This is a genomic window from Flavobacterium sp. UBA7663, from assembly GCF_002483315.1.
In the GTDB taxonomy this organism is placed as follows: domain Bacteria; phylum Bacteroidota; class Bacteroidia; order Flavobacteriales; family Flavobacteriaceae; genus Flavobacterium.
In genome coordinates this window covers 197705-223040 of the sequence record NZ_DLHR01000020.1, presented here as the reverse complement: position 1 = coordinate 223040, position 25336 = coordinate 197705, and the positions used below count along the sequence as shown (strand labels likewise).

Here is a 25336-nt window from a genome sequence, read left to right as displayed (position 1 = left end):
GTAGAAAAGCAAATTTCTGTTATAAGTCTTTCTTGTTGAATTTTCGCAATGAAATGAAAAAGGGAATAATTGCCCACAAACTCAACAATCCAAAAGAAACAATTAAGCCAATGAATGTACCAAAGAAATCTTTAAATATAGCGCCGGTGTACCCCATCATTGCTGAAACATCTAAATGCAATAAAATTTGAATTCGAGCCAAATCTATCGGACTAAAAGCGGTTATACCTACCATCATATTTTCAATAGGATATTCGGCTAATTGAAACAATAAAAACAATACCATTCCGTCAAATAATAGTGCGAAATACAACCAAATCATAATCGCTAAACCAATTCCTTTTGCTTTATCTCGTGTTAAAATTGAACTCAAAAAAGCCAAAGCAACAAATATGACCGAAATTAGACATCCATTGAGCAACATCATAAAACCGATACTATCTGGAGAATTAATCAATAACGGAATCCCTGCTCCAATAAAAAAAGCAAAAACCATTGCCGATGAAAGTCCAAAAAACAAACTCAACCAAATTTTTCTTCTTTTTATGGGTTGACTTAGCAAAAGCTCAATAAACTCAGCACTGTTGTACAAATAAATAGTCGCAAATAATATTGAAACCAATGGAACTGTAAATAAAATTACGTTTAAGATAGTCAATAATCCTTTTGCAGAATTATCTTCCAACGCAAAAGAACTCCAAGATAAAATTGACAAAATCAGCGTGTAAGCTAGAACAATCTTATTTCTGATGATATCTGATAAGATGATTTTAATTATTCGGTTCATTTTTTTTGTCCTTTAAAATTTTAGCAATCGCTTTTGATATTTTTTCTTCTCCGGTATTTTCTTTTAACTCGTCTACTTTTTGATGAAAATGCACTTTTCCTTCCTGCATGAAAATGATTTCAGTAATTAAATCGTCAAGTTCACTTAGTAAATGCGAGGTAATCAAAATCAATTTTCCTTTCTCTTTTTCTTTGATTATTTTTTCTTTTAAGACCTCAGCTGCTAATGGATCTAAACCAGCAGTGGGTTCGTCTAAAATCAAAACATCTGGATTAAAAAGAAACGCCAAAACCGCACTTACTTTTTGTGTGGTTCCACCAGATAAAGTTCGCATTTGCTTATCAAACATTTTCTCTAATTCGAAAGCATTGAATAAATCTTCGTCCAAATTGTTAGAAGAATTTCGAATTTTTTTTATCATTTCAATAATTTGACCAATAGTCATATTATCTGGATATCTTCCAATCTGTGGCATGTAGCCAATTTTTTCTCTGTACAGATATTCTCCTAAAACAGAGTTTCCGTTAAAATGAATTGTTCCGGTATCAGGCAGAACCATTCCTAAAACCGCTTTTATCAAAGTGGTTTTTCCACATCCGTTTGGACCAATTAAAGCGATGCATTCTCCTTTTTTACAAGAAAGATTGATGTTCGTTAAAACTTCAAATTTTCCAAACTTTTTATTCAGGTCTTTTATCTCAATCATAGTGGCAGTGACTTCATTAAGGGCTTATTATCAATAAAATTATCTGGTGTTATACTAGGTAATACTTTTTCAGATTTATCTAAAAGCGTTATCATAAAACTTCGATACAACAACATGGCAGAAGGCGTGTTTTCGGTAAGTACAGCAAATAAACTGAGCGGATGATAAGGAACGTCGCCCATCCCATCTTTATTTAAATCATAACCTTCATATTTATCCCAATAATTAGCATTGAATGTGTTTAAAACCAAGCTACCATTGGTACTAATATCAAAAGTGTTTTTTAAAAAATTATTGTTTACAATTTCGTTATCCATACAACTAGCTTGGATTTTCATTCCCCAACCATTTGATTTAAAAACGTTTTTTTCTACTTTAATTCGGGAAGTTCCTTCCATGTAAATTCCAGAAGTATTTTGAGCGAATCGATTATTGAAAATATAACTATCTGAAATTTCTTTCAGCAATAATCCATAGGCCGAATCTCCCCAATTTTCCTCAAAATAGTTATTGAACATTTTTACATTTTTGGTAAACATAACAGCTACTCCAGCACCATTATTTTTAAAAACATTAGTAATATAAGCATCGTCATTTGAAAACATGAAATGTAATCCGTATCGTATGTTGTTATTAGCAATATTTCTCCAAATTACGGAATTCGTAACAAATTCGAAATAAATTCCGTCTCGGTGACCTTCAATTCTATTAGCAATAATTAAAATATCTTTTGATTTCCAACAATGAATACCGTTGCCTAATTTTTGCTCTTCTTTTCCATATGCCTTTAGCGTATTATTTTTAATAATACAGTTTTGAGAATTTTGTAGATATATTCCAAAAAAATTATCGTCTAAAACATTATTTTGAATTAAAACATGACTTTTATTGTAAACTTTGATGCCGCATGGATCTGTAATAGTTGCATAAGCGCTTCGTATTACCTTGAAACCATCAACTACAACACTATCAGCGTGTATTGATAAAACTTCATGCTTTTTTTCACCATCTAAAACAGGTAAATCCTTTCCTAAAAAAACAATTTTTTTATCAATTATTATATTTCCTTCTTTGTACCATCCACTATGTACAATAACTGTATCACCCACTTTAGCTAAACTAATTCCTCTTTTAACAGACTTAATTGCATATTTTTTACCTACGTGAATAGTGGTGGCTTTTAGAGAAAGTGAAAAAAAAAGGAAAATAATTAAAAAATATTTCATTTGATTTTATTTAATTATTTCACTCCAAGATGTTGGATTTGCTTTATATTTTTCAATTACTTTATTTGCTTCTTCCTCTGTTTTTACAGCAATTATATTGCCACGCATTGGGCTATTAATCTCCCCTCCTTTCGCATAAAAAGCAGTTTCAGCAGGAATCAAAATATTATTTTCATTAAAATCATGAATATAAAAAGATTGAATATTTGTTGTTTGATTTTCTTTGTGATAACTAATCATACAATGCATATCATCAAACTTATAAATTCTTCCTTTATTAGTAATTAATTCTGCTCCGAATTTTCCGTCTGAAATTTTCATTTTACAAAACTCACATGCGTCTGAATTTAACTTAATTGGTTCTGCTTCTTTTGTTACACAAGAAACCGATACTAATAAAATTAAAAAATAAGATAACCATTTCATTATGTTAATTTTTTAAATTTGAATTCTTTTAAAACTATTGCAAATAATATTCCCCCAGCAACTACAAGCATCCAACCACCAGTATCTGGTATTGAATAAGCACCAAAATTTAACAATTGCTTATACCCAATTAATGGAGGTTGATAAGCCATGCCTGGCACTTTTATAGCGGCATTTGGATCAAGATTATGTCCATATTCGTAATTCCATCTATAAAAATCAAATCCTGCAAGAATTACAAAGAGTATAAATATTACAAGAAAACCAAAAACAGCTTTTCTATTGTTAATGAATACTAAAATTAATGAAGTTAATGCAAAAGCACCAAAAATATAGGGAAGAACTGTAAATTCAAAAAAGTTTTCTGAATGTAAAGTTGCCATACCAATGTAGTGATTTAACCCATTTATTATATCAACATCTCCACCAATTTTATTTGCATGAAGTTGTAACATTAATCCTTCTGGGTATTGTGGAGCATCTAATTCAATTCTCCACATGGGCACAAATAATGAACCAATAAATAATAATCCTACTAGTACCAACAAAACTTTAGAAAGTATTGTTAAATTGTTTTCTTTCATGATTTCTATTTTTATGTTAAAATCATAGATTGTTTCAAATAAATTATTGTAGTTTTTCTTACAATTAGAAAAACAATAATGACTTTTAATTATAGTTTTAAGTGAAGATTTTTTGTTTTATTGGTTAAAAAAAATTAGGGAGCATTCCTGCTCCCTAAAAAAATTATTTTGTTGAAGAAGCTGGTAAATTTGTACCTAAGCTATAACTAATTGGCACATTACTTCCTGCAGGAGAAACTCTAATGTATCCTGACATTTCTTGGTGTAATGCACTACAGAAGTCTGTACAATAAAATGGAACAATACCAACCTTAGATGGTTTCCAATTTAAAGTTGCAGTCTCTCCTGGCATAATTAGTAATTCAGCTGTTTGTGCTCTTCTAATTGAGAATCCATGAGGAACATCCCAATCTTGTTCAAGGTTTGTAATGTGGAAATATACATCATCTCCTACTTTAATTCCTTCAATATTATCTGGAGAAAAGTGTGAACGAATCATGGTCATGTAAACATGTACTTTATTTCCTTCTCTAACTACTTTTGTTTCCTTTTCACCTTTGGAAACTCTTGGATGTTTATTGTTTTTTAAATCGTAAAATTTCAACTGTCCATTATTACGAATCAAATCAGCTGGAGCTGCTTGAGCATAATGAGGTTCTCCAATAGTTGGGAAATCTAATAATAGCTTCATTTTATCTCCACTAATATCATATAATTGAGCAGATTGTGTTAATTCTGGACCAGTTGGTAAATATCTGTCTTTCGTAATTTTGTTATACGCAATTAGATATTTTCCGAAAGGTTTTTTTGAATCACCACCAGGAATACATAAGTGACCTACCGAGTAATAAGTTGGAACTCTATCTAAAACTTTTAATGTTTTAATATCCCATTTCACTACTTCAGAAGATACGAAGAATGTGGTATAAGCATTTCCTTTCCCATCAAACTCAGTATGTAAAGGTCCTAATCCTGGTTTTTGAACTTCTCCATGAAGAACAGAGTTGTATTTTAAAACTGGAATTCCTTCATAATCACCTTCATAATCTTTTTTACCAATAGCTTTTACCATTTTATCAAAGCTAAATACTGGAATTAATGCTGCTAATTTACCAGAACCCACTATGTATTCACCTGTTGGGTCAACATCACACCCATGAGGTGATTTCGGACATGGCATTAAATAACAAATATCTTTCATCGCCATAGCGTCTAAAACTAAAACTTCATCTTTAATTACTGAAGTTCCTGTATGCGTTTCGTCATTCCATGTGTTATGTGCATATTTTGTTTTTTCAATTTTACCTTTACCAGCTTTGATATATTCTTCAGCTTTTTTCCAATTGACAGCCATGATAAAATCTTTATCATTTTGAGAAGCATTTACTTCTAAAAGGGTATTTGCTTGTTCAGAATTGTAACAAGTGAAGAAAAACCATCCATGAGATTTTCCTTTACCAGCATGGGAAAGGTCAAAATTCACACCTGGTAAACGTAATTGGAAAGATAAATCCATTTTACCAGATTCTTTATCTACTTTAATAAAACTGATGTGAGCTTTAAAATTTTCTTTATACGTATTAATTGGCACATCTCCTTTATCGTAATCCCCAGGTACACCAAAACGTGTTCCAGCAACTACATATTCTGTGTTTTCAGTAATAAAAGGTGAAGAGTGGTTACCAGCAGAGTTTGGTAACTCAATAATTTCTGAAGTTTTAAAACGTTTTAAATCAACTCTTGCGATACGTGGTGTGTTGTTTGCATTAGCAAATATCCATCTACCATCAACTTCACCGTTAGTTTGAGATAACTCTAAGTGATGTTGATCATCCCAAGGAATAAAACCTTCAGAAGTGTTTAACATAGGTTTTGTTTCTTCACTAAAACCCCATCCACTTTCAGGATCAACAGAGAAAATAGGAACAACCTTCAACATTCTACCGCTTGGAAGTCCATAAACACTCATTTGACCACTAAAACCACCAGATACGAAATTATAAAATTCATCGTATTTACCAGGTGCCACATAGACACGTTGGGCAGCATCTCCACTCACGGCATCCCCTGAACTTTTTGGTTTACATGAAGTAACCAAAGCACTTCCCAATACAATTACTAGAATTGCTTGTACAAATTTATTTTTCATGATATATGTAATTAAAATTTGGGATGTTGAGTCACTTTCACCCGATCCAACATCCTTATTCATTTATTTCACACCATCGTTTTGACGCATGTATTCCAAAATTCCTCTGGCTTCATCATCAGAAACACCTTGATTAGGCATACGAACCAAACAAATCTCAAGTTGAGCTTGCACTTCTGGGTCTTTGTCAATCATAGGATCTGGATTGGTAATGAAGTTCATAATCCATTGAGGAGTTCTTCTTTCGGTTACTCCTTTCCATCCTGGTCCAACTAATTTTTCATCTGTCATTTTATGACACGATGTACATTTTACACCTGCAACTTCTTCACCTTTTGTGGCCATCGCTTGATCTAAAGTTGCTCCTAACTCAACGGTATCGTATTTTCCTTCACCTCGTTTTGGATCATACGATGCAGGATCTGCTGCTTCAGTTGTAGCTTCACCTCCACCAGGCTGATAATTATCTTCAGCAGACGCTTCTTTTTTACCACATGCTATAGCTAAAGCAAGAGATAAAACAAGTAAAATTGATTTGTTCATGATTTTTTAATATTAAAATTATTACTACAAATTTCTGAAATTGAGCCGCTTAAAAGTATGATTACAATCATAAAAAAGGATATTTTTATCTTTATTATTAACAATTGTTTAATAAAAAAGGTTGTCTCCAAAACTGGAAACAACCTTTACAAAAACCTATTTATAAAAATTACACTACCTTCACTTCAAAATCTAAAACCACATTTGAAATAATCGAATTAGAAATTAAACACGCCTTTTCTGATTTGTGCAAAATGCGTTCTGTTTTTTCAATTTCTTCTTGATTTTTGATGTACACTATTGGTTTTAAAATAATTTCTGTCATCAAAAATTTTCCTTCAATCGATTCTAAAATTCCTTCTGCTTTGCATTCAAATTTTTCGTATTCTAGCTTGGAATAGTCGGCAATGGCCAAAAAAGTAGTCATAAAACAACTTAAAACCGAAGCAGTAAATAAATGTTCAGGAGACCAATGGCCTGCGATTCCTTTATCAAATTCAGGAGGCGTAACCACCTCAATTGTAGATGGAAATTCAGGTGATGATAAAATCCCTTTTCTATCTCCTGTCCATTCTAAACTTAAATTATAACTGTGTTTTTCCATAATTAAGCGGGTATTGTATTAAATTCTAAACTTGTTAGTTGGGATTCCATTTTTAGCATTTCTTTTCTTATTACTTGGTTGTTACCTTGAAAATAAGAACTGTTTTCAAAAAACGATTTGTAATATGAAATTCCATTTAAAAGATTGATTTTAAACGTTTCCCATTTTTTAATCTGTTGAGGCGTTATTTCCAAAGCCTCATTAATTTGGTTAGTTAAATAGGAAACATATAGGCCTAATTCCTTAACAAACATATTGGGTCTATTTGTGTGATTTTCTATTTTCTTTTTTCCATAGATGTGCTGAATCATCTCTTTTAGAGACACTTCATTTGAAAAATACGCCATATTAGGTCCAGGACAAACCACAACGCCTTGAGACTGTCCTTTAATTGGAATTCCAAGCTCTAAATGACTTGCATTTGCTAATCCAACACACAAACATGATTTTTCGGTAATGGCTGTATATTCTTTCATATATGCTTCATAAGAAATCGAGTTACGTTTATCTTCTAATTCTTCAATTTTCTTGTCTTGATGTTTTTTAGATGCGGTACAACTTCCTTCCTTTTTATATTCTTTACTTAATGCTAAATATTTCTTAGGGCACGAACTTCCAGCTTTTCCAGACGCAATACGTTGGCTTTTAAAAAAATCATTGGTTGTGCCTTTGATCGTATTGAACGGAACTCCTAAAGGCGAAATGTTACTCAAATACAAATCTTCTTCTTTGGCATTGGCCAATAATTTTCGTGTTTCTATATCAACTGAAGTAGCTTCTGGTACTAGAAGAAATGGAGAACCCCATCCTACCGCATCCACTTGATAATGGTCTAATAAAAACTGGTGTTCTTCTGCTGTTCCTACTCCACCTTGCACAGTAATTTTTAAAACGGGTGGTTCATTTGGAACTTCTTTATTTTTCGATGTCAGAGCTTGTGTAAACAAAGCATAAGCCGATTGCATCAACTCGTCTTTCTTATTTTTAAATTCTTCTAAAATAGGTCCTAATAAAAATCCGTCGGTAGCAAAAGCGTGTCCACCACAATTTAGTCCTGATTCAATTCGGTATTCTGAAACCCAAAGACCTTTTTTAGCTAAAAAATTTCCTTGAATCATGGCCGAACGGAAATCGCTTACTTTTAGAACAATTCTCTTTTGAAATTGTCCGTTGGTATCGGGATAAAATTCGTTAAAGGATTCCATGTAACTGTATAATCTTGGATTCATTCCAGCAGAAAAGATTACTGATGAATTTGTTGTACTGTTTACAAAACCTCTCAAAGCGGCATGAGCATCGTTATAGATTACTGGCAATTGTTCGTCATCAATAAAGTTATCTTTATCAATTTTTGTCATGATATTCACATCGATACTTCCTGGTGCAAAATGATGGTCTAGAATAGTTTTTAACTCCATCATATTGTTTTTTCCAGACGCTATTACTTGTTCCAATTGCAATTTTAATTCAGAACTTGAAGGTAAAATGGAGATAAAATCTTCTAATTGTGTTCTTTTTTCTATCAATTCTGATTTGAATGATTCGAATTTTTGAGTCACCACTTTATCTAATAAATTCAGATAATTAGTAATTCGCTTTGCTCTAAAATCTTCTACCTTTTGTGATATTTCTTCGTAAGGATGTTTGAATTTTTCTGCGTAAAAAGCGGTCATTTTTTCAATCAAATCGTCATCCATTATGGAAATTACAGAATCAATTCCGTATTGAGCTACTCGCACGGGACTGTCAATAGTAAAAGCTAATCCCATAACTGGAATATGAAAGCTGTGTACGTTTTTTTGTAAAATCATTATTTATATTTTTTGTTCGTTGCGATTTCAATTTATTTCTTCCCAAAATAAATAGGAACAAATAAAACACAATCTATCAGATTAATATATGATTATTATCATGCTTTGAAATTTGAAGAAACTAGAGTAAAATAACTAAAATGATTCCCATCAAACCACCAAAACCTAAAATCAAATATTTCCAAAAAGGATGTGCTTTTTTTAATTCCATAAACTGAAAAGCTACTAACCAAAATTTAATAAACGCCAGGGCAACAACCGTGGTAACAATGATTTCTGGACTAACATTAGATGCCGCAAACGCAGCCACTAAAGTAAGCGTGAGCAATAAAATAAACGTTGAAGTAATTGTATCTTTCATAACCTATATAATTAAAAAAGTAAATAAATAACTGGAAATAAAAGCAACCAAATTAAATCGCACATATGCCAAAAACTGGCGCTGGCTTCAATGTCTTCAAAGGATGCTTCTGTTTTTTTTTCTCTGATAGAAAACGTAATTATTATTAAAATTACCAATCCCACAATAACATGTATAAAATGAAAACCCGTTAATAGCCAATAAAATCTAAAAAACGAATTATAATCCATGTGTAATCCAGCTTCTAATTTTTCATAATATTCTATTGATTTTAAAACTAGAAATCCGAAACCTCCAACCATTGCCCAATTGAAATAGGTTAATGTTTTTTTGACATTGGATGCTTTAAAAAAGTGAATTCCTTTGGCTACAAAAAATCCGCTGGTTAATAAAAGAATCGTGTTTATTGTTCCAATTGTTTTATTCAGTTTCAAACTACTATTGTGAAATAATTCTCGTTCTTCCGAACCGTAATAAGCCAAGGCTAAAATGGCCATTCCAAAAGTGATAAGTTCCAAATAAATGATTATCCAAATTAAAATGCCTCCTGGCGGATAATATATTGATTTTGTATTGTTCATTATTATAAAAATTCTACTTTACCTGTGTGTAAGTCATAAAATGTTCCTACTATTTTGATTTTTTTCTTGTTGACCAATTCTCTAATAATTTGACTTGATGACAAAATATGATCTATGGTTGAAAGTACGTTTAATCGTCCTGCTTCATTGGATAAATGTTCTGGTAATGGATACGTTCTGTGATGGCTAAAAGCGACTTTAATTTGATTGGTTAACTGCGTAAGATGTCCCAAATTCACATTATCAATTGCTCCTTGAACCGCACCACAATTGGAATGTCCTAACACAACCAATAATTTGGTTCCTTTTACCTGAACAGCATATTCCATGCTTCCTAAAATATTGTCGTCTTCGATATTTCCAGCAACACGCGCTACAAATAAATTTCCAATTCCTTGATCAAAAACAATTTCGGGCGGTACACGCGAATCGATACAAGACAACACAAAAGTGTGCGGATGTTGGTCTTTTTCTGAATGGTGTGCTTCATCAATAAAATCATGATGCATCAATTTATTGTTTACAAATCGCTCGTTTCCTTCTATCAATTCTTTTACTGCTTCATCCGCTGTTTTAGGTACATGATGATATTCTATTGTTTCACAAGAAAAAATAAAAAGGATAAAAATGCTGAATAAAATGGTACCTATAATTCTCATAATTTTCTAATTAATTATTTCCATTCTAACAATCGTTTTTCACCATCAATTTGCTTGATTTCGGTGATGTCTTGTGACATTTCGATTACGCCTTTATATTTTTTTTGTTCATCTCTAACTGCGAAATAGCGAATGTATATTAGACGTTCTTTATAATTTATCCAGAAGGATGCTTCATTTTTTTCTCCTTTTCTAAAGGCTTCTAAAATTTGTAAAACGGTATCGACACTTTTCGGTGGATGACAAAAACGAACTTCCCTGCCAATAATTCCTGCACTTCTTGGAAAAACACGTTCTTCGCCTCGATTATAAAAAATTACTTTATCGTTTTCATCTACATAAGTTAAATCGATAGGTAATGTTTTGAACATTAAGTTTACTTGTTCTACCGTCATATATCCTTCATCGTAATGCGCTGCTTTTTCGTCAAAAACAACATCCGTTCTTCTTTCTGTATCTTGAGATGGATGAATGTACTCCGATTCTTTTGGGAATTTTGGCGGCGCTTCGGCTAACATCCAACCAATTTCTTCTTCTCCTTTTCGCATTTTAATCCAATCTTCTTCTGATAATAAATCCAACGCATTTGGAAACAACACATTTTCTTCTACATCCAATAAGCGATATAAACTTTGAGTTATTAAATTGGTATTGTGTTTGGCTGAAGTAAAATCTTGTTCTTCTAAATTTTTTCTAACAATGCGAAACATTTCTCTAATCGTATCGTGAAACGACCACATATTTCGAGAAGGTCCTGTCCAACCTTTTTGCTCTAAAAACGGAAATAATTGATTTTCTTTTCGTTCAAAACGTTTTTCAACTGTTGCTAAATGATTAAAGACATTATAGAATTTCTGAAATTCTTCTTTTGGATTAATGGTATTTAATTCTTCTAATAATTGATGTATTAAATCGCTTTCTACGAAATAAGTATGAATGGGATGTCCTTCAATCACGTTTGTATGTGTTTCTGATGTTGACATTTTATTGATGTTTGATTTTCTCATAAAGTTTTACCAATGATTTCAGCAAAGCTTCAGGAGATGTTAATATTTGATAATGATTTTGACCGAACATTTGCGGTAAATAATATTTGGCTTGCGCTTCAATAGCTAACGCATAGGAATTAATTTTTCGTTCATTTAGTTCTCGTAACGCTTGTTTGATGTCTTGAATACCGTGTTGACCTTCGTATTTATCGTAATCGTTTGGTTTTCCATCGGAAAGAACGATAATCCATTTATTTTTGGCATCCAATTGATCCATTCGTGCTCCTGCATGACGTAAAGCGGGACCAATTCGAGTGTAGCCATTAGGTTCAACTGCGCCTATTTTATGTTTGGCTTTGTCCCAACTTTCGTTGAAATCTTTCAAAGTTAAATAGGTTGTGAAATTTCTGGTTTTGGAATAAAATCCGTCAATCGCAAAATCGATGTCGAACTCATGTAAAATTTCACCAAATAAAATGGAAACTTCTTTTTCTACATCAATCACCCGATTTCCAGCGGCATAACCATCGCTTGAAAGACTAATGTCTAACAAAACCAAAATAGCAATTTCTTTATTTTTCTTTCTTTGGGATAAATAAATGCGTTCGTCAGGCGATTTTCCAGAATGAATATCGGTATATAAATCGGTTAACGCGTCTAAATCGAAAGCGTCACCTTGTAATTGTCTTCGTTGTTGTTGCATTTTATTATTCACGCTAGTAAGCATTTTTCGTAAACCATTTAAAGTGGTTTTGTACTTTGCCATCGTGTTTTTATAATAAGTTGCGTGAGTTTTAAGTTGGGTTTTCGGATATACTTTACAGAAGTTTGTTAAGTAATTTCGTTTTTTGAAATCCCATTCGTTATATTTTAAATGGAAGCCTTTTTCATCTACCTCAGCACTTTCGGCTATGGAAGTATTTTCGACAAAATCCGCTTGATAAACGGAATGCACCATATCATCTACACGAACGGTGAATCGCATGTTCATTTCTTCTAAAGCTTCTTGATGTTGTTCTAAATCATCGGCACCATCAAAATCGCGCCAATTTCCGTTGAATTCTTCTGCTGTTTCAATTTTCTCGAAACTGTGCATTAATACGTAATCTTCTTGTTGTTTTTTGTCAATCGCAAGCGATTCTATTTCTTCAACGGCTTTCGCATGAAGTGTGGTTTCGGCTACTACGTTATTTTGAATTTTCTTAGTATTGTCATCAAAGCTTTTCAACACATTTTCGTCTTCAATTTCGGGCGTATTTTTCATCCATTTTCCGTACAACCAAGAATAATCAATGGTTTGATCTTTTTTATTGATGGGTAATTTTGACACAGCATCATAATAAAACTCTTGCATGGATGGATAATCCTGAAACATTTTTTCTAAAACCAATGGTGCGGTTTCTGTAGCTTTTTCCAAAGAAAGTTCAGGTAAAATGTCTTGGTTATCCCAATTCAAATTCAATTGTTTTTGAACACTCAAATACACCGTTCTAAAAAAATAGAATTTTAGATTTTCTTCTTTTGTTGGAAATAGCGAACAATTAATTGGTAAGAAAAAGTTTTTGTTTTTGTAACCCCCTTCGCGTTCGGCAGGAAAAATTTCGATTGGAGCACCAGAGATGGCTCTTGCAAAAAGTGTTAATCGTGGCTTAATATCAGACAAGTTGATTTGACGGCTAAGAGTTTCAACATCATTTAGTCGCTTGTTTTTAAAGTATTTGAGTACTTTTTTATAAATAATCTCATCTAATTCAAAGCCCATTTTTCAATTCTTTTAAATCATTAAATCACACAAATCTTTTAAGGCTTGAATGGTTTCTTGTTCGTCTGTTAAAGGTTCTACAACGGCAACGTGAACCGCTAATCGTTTTGGTAATCCGTTGTTGATCAATTTGGCTGCGTCAACTAATAATCGAGTAGAAACGGTTTCGGTTAAACCTAATTCGGTAAGATTTCTAATTTTAGTTCCTATAGTAACTAACTTTTGAGCAATATCAGCTTCAATTCCTGTTTCGTTAATTAAAATTTCTGTTTCAACTTTTGGATTTGGATAATCGAATGAAAGGGCAACGAATCGTTGACGAGTGGATGGTTTTAATTCTTTAAATCCTTTTTGATAACCTGGATTAAACGAAGCGACTAATAGAAAATCAGGATGTGCTTTAATAGTTTCTCCTAATTTATCAATGAAAAGTTCTCTTCTGTGATCGGTTAAGGAGTGAATGGCTACGATGACATCTGGTCGTGCTTCGGCAACTTCATCAAGATATAAAATATATCCGTTTTTTACGGCTATGGATAAAGGTCCATCAATCCAAATAGTTTCGGCTCCTTTGATAATGAAACGCCCAATTAAATCGGTTGCTGAAGTTTCTTCGTGACAACTTACGGTGACTAATGTTTTATTCAATTCATTCGCCATGTATTCGATAAAACGAGACTTTCCAGAACCTGTTGGCCCTTTTAATAATAAAGGCAATTGCAATTGGTTAATCTGATTGAAAACTTCAATTTCTGAACCTACTGCTTTATAAAATATTGTTTTTTCTGCTACTATCATGACAATTTATTTTAAAAAAAACCGAAACCAAATGCTGGCAGCGACAACTCTGGGCACTTGGTCTCGGTTAGCTATTAATTTTAAATTTCTAACCAAAATAATTAATAACTATTCTTCTTTTACAAGTGCTTCATCTGTGGGTTTACCATATTTGATAAACTCAATAATGAATAATGTAATTCCTATTGTAAAAAGGGTTGCACAAAGCAGTAACACTACGAAGTGAATTGCAATTTCATTTTGAACATCCATAAAATCTAATTTCATTTTACGTTCTAAATATACTTGAGCAACACCAGCAACTCCAAAAGCTACCGTCATTCCTAACATTCCCACATTTGACAACCAAAAAGCCATATGACCACTTGTATTGTTGTAACGTTTTCTTCCTGTTAAATTGGGCAACGCATAGCTGATAATTGCTAAAACAATCATAGCATAAGCACCCCAGAATGCGTAGTGACCGTGCATTGCTGTTACTAATGTTCCGTGTGTGTAAAGATTCGTTTGTGGTAATGTATGTGCAAAACCTAATAACCCAGCTCCTACAAAAGATACGATAGAAGCGCCAATTGTCCAGAATAAAGCAATTTTGTTTGGATGTGATTTTTCACCTTTTCTATACATGTACACCGCGAATAATGCCATCGCTAAGAACGCTAATGGTTCTAATGCTGAGAAAATTCCACCTACGATTAACCAAATTTTATTAACTCCTATATAATAATAATGGTGACCTGTTCCTAATAAACCTGAAAGGAACGTTAATCCTACAATTACATATAACCATTTTTCAATAACTTCTCTATCAACACCAGTAAGTTTGATTAATAAGTACGATAAAATACCTCCCATGATTAGTTCCCAAACTCCTTCAACCCATAAATGCACTACCCACCAACGGAAGAATGAATCGGTGACTTGACTATCAAACCAAATCATACCAGGTAAATATAACAATGCTGCGAAAACCAATCCCATTGTTAAAACCAAGGAGGTTGTTGTTCGTCTTTCTGCTTTATATAAAGTGGTGAGGATTAATCCTAAGAACAATAAAACATTGATAACAACCAAAATATCTAATTCTCTTGGAATTTCAAGGAATTTTCTACCTTCCCAAATATTAAAGTGATACCCAACAATAGCTAAAACTCCAACAACTGCTAAGGAAATCAACTGTACATATGCCAATTTTACATTGACTAATTCTCTTTGTGCTTCTTCAGGAATAATATAATATGCGGCTCCCATGAAACCAGTTAATAACCAAACTACTAATAAATTAGTGTGAACGGCTCTCGCTGTATTGAACGGAATAAAGTCATGAAGACCATCCATTCCTATTCGGGCAAAGCCCATAATAAAACCATAGATAATTTGTAATGCAAATAATAACATGCATAATCCAAAGAACCAATACGCTACTTTTTGTGATTTATATTTCATAACTCTATATTTTGGATTATTTTTTGTCTTTAGCTAAAGGAGAAACCACTCGATCAAAACCATTCAAATCAATGTTACCAATCCATTTAAAGTAAGCGACCATCGCTTCTGCATCGGCATCATTCATTTCGTATTTGACCATTTTTCTGCCTTTTGGTCCCCAAGGAACAGGAGATTGTAAAACGGCTTTTACGTAGCCTTCTCCTCTTCTTTCTATAACTTTTGTTAGCTCAGGAGCATAATACGCTCCTTCACCAAGTATGGTATGACAACCCATACAATTATTCGATTCCCAAATTTCTTTTCCTCGAATAACTTTTGCATCAATCTTATCATGATAAGTTTGATCATTTTTAGGCATGAACGAGTAGATAGTTAAGCCAATAAAGACTAAAAAGGTAACTACTGTTCCGCCTAAAAAAAATGCTCGTGCTTGTGATTTTGATAACATATTTTAGATATTAGTTAAGAATAATTTATAATTAAGGACTTTTTTATCCTTTTTAATTATACAGCAAAATAAACAACAAAAAAAAACATTAAATATGATTAAAATCATATAATGAAAATTAAATTAAGGATAAATTTGTCTTTTATAATATTAAATATAGAAATATGGTTATAGATTCAAACAAAACAGTAGGCACAATAGTAGCTGACGATTACAGAACCGCAGGTGTTTTTAGTCAACTAGGTATCGATTTTTGTTGCAAAGGGAACCGAACTATTGATGAAGTATGTGCAAAAAAAGGACTAGATAAATTTGCTCTTTTAGATGAATTAGAAAGAGTAACATCTAACAACAATAATCAAGGCATTGATTTTAAATCTTGGGAATTAGATTTACTGATTGATTATATTGAAAAAAAACACCATCGTTATGTGGAAGAGAAAATCCCGCAATTGCTTTCGTTTTTAATTAAGCTAGAGCAAGTACATGGTGCACAACATCCAGAACTTTTTGAAATTAAAAAATTATTCAAAAGAAGTGCTGATGAATTAACGCAACACATGAAAAAAGAAGAGTTAATTTTATTTCCATTCATCAAAAAAATGGTGGAAGCCAATAGAAATAATTCACCTATAAATATTCCTGGATTTGGTTCTGTAGCCAACCCAATTGCCATGATGATGGAAGAACATGAAAATGAAGGTGAACGATTTGAAAAAATTGTAGAATTATCAAACAATTATACACCGCCTGCAGATGCTTGTAACACGTACAAAGTAACGTACCAAATGTTACAAGAATTTGAAGCAGATTTACATGCGCACATTCATTTAGAAAATAATATTTTGTTTCCAAGTGCCGTTGTTTTACAAGATAAGTTTTATTAGTTAATTAGGTTCTTTAAACGGAGTCGTCATAATTACATGGCGACTCTTTTTAAAGTAAAAGGACTGCTAAACTTTATATTAGCAGTCCTTTTTTAATTAACAATAACCCTATTTATAATTAATTAACCTATTTTTTATATGTAAACAATTGCGGATTAAATGATACCATTACCCAAGCCCAATTGTTACAATTGTTGTTATTCCCTCCTTTTAAAATTTCCATAGTGTTGCTTCCAAACATTTTAGAAACACCTCCAGAAATTATAAAGTTTTTATCTAATTTATAAGTCCCTGTTATATCGATTTCTGTTCCTAAATAATTGTCTTGTTCTTCTAAAGTAGTCATGTTGTAAACTGATGCCGAACTATAAAATAAATGTGGAGATAACGTTACTTGCCATTTATTTTTATCGTAAATAAACTTAGTGTAAACATCTTGCAATCCTACTGAGTTTTTATGATTTCCAACATAGAAATAATCCATAAAACCATTGAAGCCGTGGTTGGTTCCAAATATTGGCGTGAATGATTTTACTTTTGTATCAGTATCATTTTGATCTTTTCCTGATAAATATTCAAAACCTAATTCGGCTTTAAATGGAGCTGTGAATTTGTATCCTAAATTAAATCCCGCATAATACGCACCAACATCAACTTTATCGTTAATAACAGCAGCTTCACCTGTTTGAGCATACAAACCGAAATTACCATAGAATTTTGAAGTATCCCATTTTCCATAAGTTCCAAGGGTTTGCAAATACGCTACTTGGAATTTATTTTCGGTTAAATTTTCATATTGATAGCCATTATTCAACGCTAAAAAGCTTAAACTTAGTTTTGAAAATTTTTGGTTGAACCAAATAAACTGCATGTTTTTATAGTTCGTCACATATGCAGATTCGTAAAGAGCTTCATTGTTATTATTCAACGCAGCTCCGAAATCCATTTGGTAGTTATTTTTTTTATTTGTAACCAAAACCGCATCGTGACTTTGGCCTTGTTGTAACCAATCGATTCCACCCATAATTCTTTGATTATCGTATGAAAGCACTTGTCGACCGAATTTAGCTGTCCAGTTTGTATTGAAATCATACGAAATCCAAGATTCGAATAGAGCCACTCCATTTTTATCAGATGGTGAAGTTGTAGCCACATCGCCCCAAACTCTTACGTTTTGAAGTGATAAATTGGCTTTAAATTTTTCTTGTTTGTAGAAAAAAATCATTCTCGAGCGTTGGGAAACAAACGAAGTTGGATAAAAATCATCTTTCATTAGTTCTTTGAATCCATTTCGGTATTCAAAACGAGGTCTTATTTGTAGGTTAACTTCTAACTCTTGAGCAAAAGAACCCGCTGTTGAAATTGCAAAAGCAACTGCAACCATAAATTTATTGTGAAGTTTCATGTTTTTTTGTAGATTTTGAATTGGAAGCCACTACTCTACTTTCTCTGCTTCTTCTTTGATTTTTGAAACCGTTTTATCGTAACTAACTCCTAAACCTTCTTGTTGGAATGCTAATTCACCTTCCGCATTAAATACACTAATTATATTGGAATGTGAGAAATCAATTGGAGATATTTTTTTATAATTTACTGCTAAAACCGCTGCAAACTCTCTAGTGTTTTCTTCATTAGAACGTAAGAAAACCCATTGATTTCCAGTCATTTTATTTTCGATAGAGAAATCTTTTAATCGTTCTGGAGTATCTACTGTTGGATCGATACTTACTAAAACCATTTGGACTTTATCTTTGTATTCTTCCGGAATTTTAGATTCAATATTTCGCATATCAGCTACTAATCTTGGACAAGCAGATTTACATGAAGTATAAATCATCACCATAACTAGTACTTTTCCTCTCAAATCTTTCAGCTCAATATCTTTTCCGTCTTGATTGGTCCATTTTTCAGGCAAATTATAAATTGATAAATCGGTTATAGGTTTATCTTTTATATTTTGTTTTTCTTCTTTTGAATTGCATCCTAAAATAAAAATAGAGGCAATTACTAGTAAAATTATCTTTTTCATGACATATTTTTTTAATTGAAAACTCAATTAGAGATGTTTTTGGCACATCTGAAGCCTAAATTTTTTGTAGTGTAATTCGCTTTTATACTGCCTCTAAAAGCATAGCGCATAAAAGCGGCATAATTCATTAAATCGGTTGCGTTGACAGAACCACTTCCGCAGAACAAATCTTTATCGGTATCTTTATCTTTTCTAGATTCTCCTGATAAAAAGATGCTATTAAAATCGAAAGTCCATTCCCAAACTAGTCCGTGCATATCGTAAACACCCCAGTAATTTTTGAATGTTTTCCCAACAGAATTATTATAGGTTTTGTTTTTTTCGTACCAACTCAAAATGTATTTATTGAATTCTTCTCTTGAACGAGCGTCTTTTCTTTTTTCGTCGGCCATAGCTACATATTCCCATTCTTCTAATGAGGCTAATCTTTTGCCTTGGCATTCACAATATTCTTTTGCCGCAAACCAAGAAACATTGGTAACAGGTGCATTCGGATTTAATTTACCGAAATTCAAATCGCCACTCCATTCATATAAGTAAGTGGTATTGGCAAAAAGACGTTTGATTTTTGATTTTCGGTAAGCCGAATTGGTTTTTAAGAATTCTAAATATTCTTGATTTGTAACCGGATATACATCTAACAAAAAGGATTTGATGTAGACTGGTTTTTTATCTGCAGTTCCATATAAAGGAACATAACTCCCTGCTCCTATGGTTACCATATCTTCGGATACCTGAGAAAAAGAAATGGAAACCCAAAATAATAAAATTAGGCAGTAGTGAAATCGTTTAATAAATTGAGCTTCCATTCTTTATTTTTTTATATTAATGTATATCTTTTGTTTTTGGTGCTGGTTTTGCTCTCTGCATTTTAACCATTTCTGGAGTTACTTTTGTTTTGTTGTTTCCCCAACTATTATATACATAAGTTAAAACATCTGAAATTTCTTGATCCGTAAGGTTTTGACTAGTCATTACTGAATTAAATTTTTTACCATTCACTGTAATTTCGCCGCTTAAACCATGAAGTACTGCGCTTATAGCTCTATTTGGATCTGCATTTAAGAAATCTGATTTAGATAGCGGAGGGAACGCTGCAGGAATACCTTGTCCTTCTGACTGGTGACATGCAAAACAAGTTCTTGAATAAATGTTTTTACCATCTGTCATTTGTTGGCTTAAAGTTTTATTAACGACAACTTCTTTACCATTACCAGTTTTTGGCATATTTTGGATGGTTCCTCCTTCTGGATGATATATTCCTTCTTGTGTAGTACCTGAGTAAATTTTAGCATTTTCGGCTCCTTCTACTTTTAACATTCCTAAGGCTCCTTTATTAAATGCTCTAAAAATGGAATGGTCTACTAAAATAAATGTTCCAGGAACATCCACTTTAAACTCTACAATAGCTGAACCACCAGCAGGAATTAAAGTAGTTTGTACATTTTTGTTGATCATGTCACCACCTTCTATATGTACTTTATCAAAAATTTCTCCAATAACGTGAAAGGATGAAACTAAGTTTGGACCACCATTACCCATGTAAATTCTAACTGTTTCACCTACTTTAGCGGTTAAAGCTTTATCACCTGTTAAAGCACCTACTTTTCCGTTAAAGACTACGTAATCCGCATGTTCATCTACTGCTTTTGTCATGTCAAAAGGTTGCATTCCTGGTTCTCCATATTTACCTTTCGTATAAAAATCACCCTGCATTACGTAGTATTCTTTGTCTACTGGAGGTAAACCACCTTCTGGTTCTACCAAAATTAAACCATACATTCCGTTTGCAATGTGCATTCCCACAGGAGCTGTTGCACAATGGTACACATACAATCCAGGATTAATACATTTAAAATTAAATGTTTTTTCATGTCCTGGCGCTACTAAAGAAGATGCTGCTCCACCACCTGGACCTGTAACGGCATGTAAATCGATGTTATGAGGCAATTTGTTGTCTGGGTGATTTTTCAAAGTAAATTCAACTTCATCACCTACTCTAGTTCTAATAAAACTTCCTGGAACACTACCTCCAAAAGTCCAGTAAACATACTTAACACCGTCGGCCATTTCTCCTTCGATTTCTTTGATTTCCATGTTTACAATTAATTTTTTAGCAGGACGATCTCCAACAGGTTTTGGAACAAATGGAGGTGCTGTTAGTTCTGCAATCATTTGATCACCAACTGCAATATCAGCATAATTGGTGGTTGAGTCACCGTTTTGTTTACATGCTATACTTGCCGCACAAGCTACACATAATACCAAAACTTTTTTAATAAAATTACTCATGGTAGAAAAATTAGTTTTAAATATTGGTTTAAATAATAGTTTCGTTACTATCATTTTATAGGTCAAAATTAAAAGACAAAAACATCCTTTAATATGATAAAAATCATGTTTCAAAAAAAAGTTAAAAAAATATTAAAATGATTTATTAATAGTTAAACTGAAATAAAAAAAGTACATTTGTTAACCAAATGGTTAAACCAAATAGTTAACTTATGACAACAGAAGAAAAAATATTTGAGGCCGCATTTAGAGTATTCCAATTAAAAGGGTTTAAAGGAGCAAGAATGCAAGAAATTGCAGATGAAGCAGGTATAAATAAGGCCATGCTTCACTATTGTTTCAAAAACAAAGAGTTATTATTTGAAGCTGTATTTATGAATGCATTTGGAAAATTAGCTCCACAAATAAATGAAATATTTAAATCTCAGGATTCCATCTTTGAAAAGATAAAAAAATTCACTGATAGTTATATTTCATTTGTAATGAATTATCCATTCTTACCACAATTCATAATTCAGGAAATGAATAATAACCCTGAGTTTGTTACAAAATTTCTTAAAAAAGAGAATCGACCAGATCCAACAAAATTAATTCATCAAATTGAAAATGAAATCAAGTTAGGTATTCTAAAACCAATTAATCCAAAACAATTATTGATAGATATTTTTTCAATGACAGTTTTTCCTTTTGCAGCTCAAGCTTTGCTTAAAGGTATGATTCAGGTATCTAATGAAGAATTTATGCAACTAATGGAAGAACGTAAAAAATATATTTACGAACAAATTATCACCTCAATTAAAAAGTAATGAAAAATCTAATCTTAATCTTTTTTGTAACCTTATATGGTTATACAAATGCACAAGAGAAAATTTCTCTTGATAAATGTTATGAATTAGTACGAATTAATTATCCGTTATCTAAACAAAATGAAGCTTTAAATTCTCAGCTCAAATTACAAAATGAAATAATAGAATTAGATAAATTACCAAAAGTATCATTAAACGCTCAAGCAACCTATCAGTCAGAAGTAACACAAATTCCATTTTCACTACCTAATGCAACTATAGAGCCATTAAATAAAGACCAATACAGAGCAACTCTTGATGTCAATCAGCTGATTTATAATGGTGGATTGTTAAATGCTCAGTCAAAACTAAAAGAAATTCAATTTAAAACACAACAACAACAAATTGAAGTGTCTCTATATCAATTAAAAAATATTGTTAACCAATACTTTTTTGGCATTTTATTATTGCAAGAAAAAAATGAATTATTGCAATCAAAAATGAGTTTATTAATAGAGAAGAACAAAGAAGTGAAAACGGCTGTTAAATTCGGTGCAATATTGCCAGCTTCTGAGCAAGTTTTAGAAGCTGAAATCATTAAAATTCAACAACAAATAAACGATTTACAATTTGATAAAAGAAAACTACTGTATCATCTAGAAAAATTAACCGCAACAAATTTTGATGAGAATATAATTTTAGAAAATTCAATATCATTAGAAACTACAGAAGCATTACGTCCTGAATTTGATTTTTTTAATTTACAAAACCAGCAATTAGAAGCTTCACAAATCATCGTTTCTAAATCAAATCTCCCTAAATTAAATGCTTTTATACAAGGCGGTTACGGAAACCCCGCATTGAACATGCTAAATAATTCATTTGAAGCTTTTTATGTGACAGGAATTGGATTGAATTGGACATTATTTGATTGGAATAAAACAAAAAAAGAAAAAGAAGTTCTTGAAATATCAAAACAATTAATAGCATCTGAAAAAGAAACTTTTCAATTAAACTTAAATAGACAATTACAAGAAACAGATTTTGAAATTCAAAAAATAAATCAACAACTAAAATCGGATGAAGAAATAATTGATTTACGCCAAAAAATAGTAAAATCGTCTGAAGCTCAAATGAAAAATGGTGTTATTACAACTTCGGAATATTTAAATGAAATTGATAAACTTTTTGAATCAAAAAACAATCAAAAATCACACCAAATACAGCTACAATTAACTCAAGCAAATTATCAAATTATTAAAGGAAATTAAAATGAAAAATATAGCCTTACTTGTATTAGCAATGTTTATAATAAGTTGCAATGAAAATAATGAAAAAGCAGATGCTTATGGAAATTTTGAAACTACAGAAATAACTGTTTCGTCTGAGAGTAATGGAAAAATTGAGTTTCTAAACCTCGAAGAGGGTGATGTTGTGGAAAAAGGTAAAACTGTTGGTTTAATTGATACTTTGCAATTATATTATACTAAAATGCAACTTATAGCATCTCAAAAAACAGTTAGTTCAAAATCAGGAAATGTGTTGTCTCAAAAACAAGTGTTACAAGAACAATTAAAAACAGCAAAAATAGAACAAACCCGAATTAAAAATATGTTTTCAGAAAATGCTGCTACAAAAAGGCAAGTTGATGAAATTAATGGAAAAGTAAAAGTCATTGAAGAACAAATTAAAGGTGTAGGAACTCAAAATGCACCTATTAAAAATGAAGCCAATTCATTTTCGGTGCAAATTGAAAAAATTAACGATCAAATAAAAAAATGCAATTTAGTAAACCCTATTAAAGGAACTGTTTTAACTAAGTATGCTGAACCTAATGAAGTTACAACATTTGGAAAACCACTTTACAAGATTGCCAATCTTGAAGAAATGAATCTACGTGTTTATATTTCAGAAACTCAATTATCAAGTATTAAAATTGGACAACAAGTTAAAGTAAAAATAGATGATTTTGAACAAACCAAAGAGTATACTGGAAACATTATATGGATAAGTTCACAAGCAGAATTTACGCCGAAAATTATACAAACCAAAGAAGAAAGAGCTAATCTAGTTTATGCAGTTAAGATAAGAGTAAAAAATGATGGAAGCTTAAAAATTGGAATGCCTGCAGAGATCTGGATAAAATAAATAGTATTAATTAATCAAAAAAAATAAAAGAATGAAACAAATTGCCATAATCGCAGTATTATCAATAGTTATTGGATGTAAAACATCTGAATCAAATTTAAAAACAACAAATACTATGAATTTAAAAAACCTACATACTGAACAAAAAGCAGTACAAACTCAAATTTTATTTCAGCCAACAGAGGCTAAAGTAATTTCATTACAAATAGCAAAAAATGAACAATTAGCAGAGCATATAACAAAAGTACCAGCACTCTTAGTTTGTGTATCTGGAAATGCAACTTATAATGATGAAAAAGGAGAAAAAATAAATCTAAAATCTGGTAGTTATGTAAATATTCCTATCAACATAAAACATTGGATTGACGCTCATGAAGAAAGTAACTTTCTTTTGATAAAATAAAGCGAAATGAGTATTTCAGTACAAAACATATCAAAATCATTTAAAAATGTTTCTGCCATACAAAACATTTCATTTGAAGTGAAAAGCGGAGAATTGTTTGGCTTAATTGGTCCCGACGGTGCTGGAAAAACAACGCTTTTTAGAACCTTAACTACATTATTGATTCCAAACGAAGGTAATGCTATTGTTGCAGGGCACGATATAATAAAAAACGTAAAAGAAATTCGAAATTCAGTAGGTTATATGCCCGGAAAATTCTCGTTATACCAAGATTTAACGATTGCTGAAAATTTAGCTTTTTTTGCGACAATTTTCGGAACAACTATTGAAGAAAATTACGATTTGATTGAAGATATTTACGTGCAAATAGAACCTTTTAAAAATCGAAGAGCTGGTGCATTATCAGGTGGGATGAAACAAAAATTAGCGCTTTGTTGTGCCTTAATTCACAAACCAGAAGTATTATTTTTAGACGAACCTACAACTGGTGTAGATCCCGTTTCAAGAAAAGAATTTTGGGAAATGCTAAAACGCTTAAAACAAAAAGGAATTACAATTTTAGTATCTACTCCATATATGGACGAAGCGGTTTTGTGTGACCGAATCGCCTTAATTCAAAAAGGTGAAATTCTAAAAATTGATACCCCCGAAAATATAGTTAGCTCATACAAAAAAACGATTTATGACATAAAAACCAATAAAATGCATCAATTGATTGAACATTTAAAGAAATTCCCAACTCAATATAGTGTTTTTGCATTTGGCGAGTATGTGCATTACATCGACAATAATATCGAATTAGATCTTCAAAATTTAAAAATTTATCTCGAAGAAAAACAGCATACAAATATTATTATTCAAAAAGCAACTACAACAATTGAAGATGTTTTTATGGATTTATAAAAAATG

Annotated in this window: 27 protein-coding genes; 6 read left to right on the top strand and 21 right to left on the bottom strand. The window is 31.8% G+C overall.

From position 1 onward, the window contains the following. Positions 1–19 precede the first annotated feature (19 nt). The 17 genes from B2741_RS10155 to B2741_RS10075 form a co-directional block, all read right to left on the bottom strand. Positions 20–787: an ABC transporter permease subunit gene (locus tag B2741_RS10155; RefSeq protein WP_291138465.1), complete on the bottom strand. Its 768-nt coding sequence runs from the start codon at positions 785–787 to the stop codon at positions 20–22. Continuing rightward, the gene (locus tag B2741_RS10150) at positions 771–1493 is read right to left on the bottom strand and encodes an ABC transporter ATP-binding protein (protein WP_291138462.1); all 723 of its coding nucleotides are present in this window, start codon (positions 1491–1493) and stop codon (positions 771–773) included. Before B2741_RS10150 ends, B2741_RS10155 begins: the two co-directional genes overlap by 17 nt. Continuing rightward, positions 1490–2719, bottom strand: coding sequence for a nitrous oxide reductase family maturation protein NosD (locus tag B2741_RS10145; RefSeq protein WP_291138459.1), 1230 nt, complete (start codon positions 2717–2719; stop codon positions 1490–1492). Before B2741_RS10145 ends, B2741_RS10150 begins: the two co-directional genes overlap by 4 nt. A 6-nt stretch (positions 2720–2725) precedes the next feature. Beyond that, positions 2726–3145 carry a nitrous oxide reductase accessory protein NosL gene (locus B2741_RS10140; protein WP_291138456.1) on the bottom strand — a complete coding sequence of 140 codons (420 nt, stop codon included), beginning with the start codon at positions 3143–3145 and terminating at the stop codon, positions 2726–2728. Beyond that, entirely contained in the window at positions 3145–3729 is a 585-nt protein-coding gene (locus B2741_RS10135; RefSeq protein ID WP_291138453.1) for a hypothetical protein, read from the bottom strand. Before B2741_RS10135 ends, B2741_RS10140 begins: the two co-directional genes overlap by 1 nt. Before the next feature lie 163 nt (positions 3730–3892). After that, positions 3893–5878 (bottom strand): Sec-dependent nitrous-oxide reductase, encoded by a 1986-nt coding sequence (nosZ, locus tag B2741_RS10130; RefSeq protein ID WP_291138450.1) that lies wholly within the window; start codon positions 5876–5878, stop codon positions 3893–3895. A 63-nt stretch (positions 5879–5941) separates the two neighbouring features. Beyond that, positions 5942–6421, bottom strand: coding sequence for a c-type cytochrome (locus tag B2741_RS10125; RefSeq protein WP_291138447.1), 480 nt, complete (start codon positions 6419–6421; stop codon positions 5942–5944). A gap of 169 nt (positions 6422–6590) precedes the next feature. Next, the gene (locus tag B2741_RS10120) at positions 6591–7025 is read right to left on the bottom strand and encodes an OsmC family protein (protein ID WP_291138444.1); all 435 of its coding nucleotides are present in this window, start codon (positions 7023–7025) and stop codon (positions 6591–6593) included. A gap of 2 nt (positions 7026–7027) precedes the next feature. Further along, complete coding sequence (locus B2741_RS10115) at positions 7028–8833, bottom strand: hypothetical protein (protein ID WP_414655309.1); 1806 nt, start codon at positions 8831–8833, stop codon at positions 7028–7030. A 124-nt stretch (positions 8834–8957) separates the two neighbouring features. Then, a complete protein-coding gene (locus B2741_RS10110) occupies positions 8958–9197 on the bottom strand; it encodes a cytochrome C oxidase subunit IV family protein (RefSeq protein WP_291138438.1) in 240 nt (79 codons plus the stop codon). An 11-nt stretch (positions 9198–9208) separates the two neighbouring features. After that, the gene (locus B2741_RS10105) at positions 9209–9778 is read right to left on the bottom strand and encodes a cytochrome c oxidase subunit 3 (RefSeq protein WP_291138435.1); all 570 of its coding nucleotides are present in this window, start codon (positions 9776–9778) and stop codon (positions 9209–9211) included. Positions 9779–9780: 2 nt separating this feature from the next. Beyond that, positions 9781–10437: a carbonic anhydrase gene (locus B2741_RS10100; protein ID WP_291138432.1), complete on the bottom strand. Its 657-nt coding sequence runs from the start codon at positions 10435–10437 to the stop codon at positions 9781–9783. A 14-nt stretch (positions 10438–10451) separates the two neighbouring features. Next, positions 10452–11420 carry a DUF438 domain-containing protein gene (locus tag B2741_RS10095; protein WP_291138429.1) on the bottom strand — a complete coding sequence of 323 codons (969 nt, stop codon included), beginning with the start codon at positions 11418–11420 and terminating at the stop codon, positions 10452–10454. Between the two features lies 1 nt (position 11421). Then, a complete protein-coding gene (locus tag B2741_RS10090; protein ID WP_291138427.1) occupies positions 11422–13188 on the bottom strand; it encodes a nitric oxide reductase activation protein NorD in 1767 nt (588 codons plus the stop codon). A 12-nt stretch (positions 13189–13200) separates the two neighbouring features. Continuing rightward, positions 13201–13986: a CbbQ/NirQ/NorQ/GpvN family protein gene (locus B2741_RS10085; protein ID WP_133606766.1), complete on the bottom strand. Its 786-nt coding sequence runs from the start codon at positions 13984–13986 to the stop codon at positions 13201–13203. A 108-nt stretch (positions 13987–14094) separates the two neighbouring features. Then, entirely contained in the window at positions 14095–15432 is a 1338-nt protein-coding gene (locus tag B2741_RS10080) for a cbb3-type cytochrome c oxidase subunit I (protein WP_291138423.1), read from the bottom strand. A 16-nt stretch (positions 15433–15448) separates the two neighbouring features. Then, a complete protein-coding gene (locus tag B2741_RS10075; protein WP_291138420.1) occupies positions 15449–15883 on the bottom strand; it encodes a c-type cytochrome in 435 nt (144 codons plus the stop codon). A 164-nt stretch (positions 15884–16047) separates the two neighbouring features. On the opposite strand from B2741_RS10075, the gene ric reads away from it, so the two are divergent. Beyond that, the gene (gene ric, locus B2741_RS10070) at positions 16048–16770 is read left to right on the top strand and encodes an iron-sulfur cluster repair di-iron protein (RefSeq protein ID WP_291138417.1); all 723 of its coding nucleotides are present in this window, start codon (positions 16048–16050) and stop codon (positions 16768–16770) included. Positions 16771–16897: 127 nt separating this feature from the next. Here the strand turns inward: ric and B2741_RS10065 are convergent, their stop codons facing one another. Genes B2741_RS10065 through nirK form a run of 4 tightly spaced genes read right to left on the bottom strand, consistent with a single transcriptional unit; the run spans position 16898 to position 21091 of the window. After that, positions 16898–18175: an alginate export family protein gene (locus B2741_RS10065; protein ID WP_291138414.1), complete on the bottom strand. Its 1278-nt coding sequence runs from the start codon at positions 18173–18175 to the stop codon at positions 16898–16900. A 30-nt stretch (positions 18176–18205) separates the two neighbouring features. Beyond that, positions 18206–18799, bottom strand: coding sequence for an SCO family protein (locus B2741_RS10060; protein ID WP_133606758.1), 594 nt, complete (start codon positions 18797–18799; stop codon positions 18206–18208). Positions 18800–18822: 23 nt separating this feature from the next. Then, entirely contained in the window at positions 18823–19608 is a 786-nt protein-coding gene (locus B2741_RS10055; protein ID WP_291138410.1) for a formylglycine-generating enzyme family protein, read from the bottom strand. 16 nt (positions 19609–19624) lie between these two features. Continuing rightward, entirely contained in the window at positions 19625–21091 is a 1467-nt protein-coding gene (nirK, locus tag B2741_RS10050) for a copper-containing nitrite reductase (protein ID WP_291138407.1), read from the bottom strand. A 212-nt stretch (positions 21092–21303) separates the two neighbouring features. On the opposite strand from nirK, the gene B2741_RS10045 reads away from it, so the two are divergent. The 5 genes from B2741_RS10045 to B2741_RS10025 are packed head-to-tail and all read left to right on the top strand — an operon-like array spanning position 21304 to position 25330. Then, positions 21304–21897, top strand: a complete 594-nt coding sequence (locus B2741_RS10045; protein ID WP_133606754.1) for a TetR/AcrR family transcriptional regulator — start codon at positions 21304–21306, stop codon at positions 21895–21897. Beyond that, positions 21897–23147, top strand: coding sequence for a TolC family protein (locus tag B2741_RS10040; protein WP_291138403.1), 1251 nt, complete (start codon positions 21897–21899; stop codon positions 23145–23147). Before B2741_RS10045 ends, B2741_RS10040 begins: the two co-directional genes overlap by 1 nt. Position 23148: 1 nt before the next feature. Further along, complete coding sequence (locus tag B2741_RS10035) at positions 23149–24024, top strand: HlyD family secretion protein (RefSeq protein WP_264369735.1); 876 nt, start codon at positions 23149–23151, stop codon at positions 24022–24024. A 31-nt stretch (positions 24025–24055) separates the two neighbouring features. After that, positions 24056–24427, top strand: coding sequence for a hypothetical protein (locus B2741_RS10030; RefSeq protein ID WP_264369736.1), 372 nt, complete (start codon positions 24056–24058; stop codon positions 24425–24427). Between the two features lie 6 nt (positions 24428–24433). Then, complete coding sequence (locus B2741_RS10025; RefSeq protein ID WP_291138398.1) at positions 24434–25330, top strand: ABC transporter ATP-binding protein; 897 nt, start codon at positions 24434–24436, stop codon at positions 25328–25330. Positions 25331–25336: the final 6 nt, after the last annotated feature.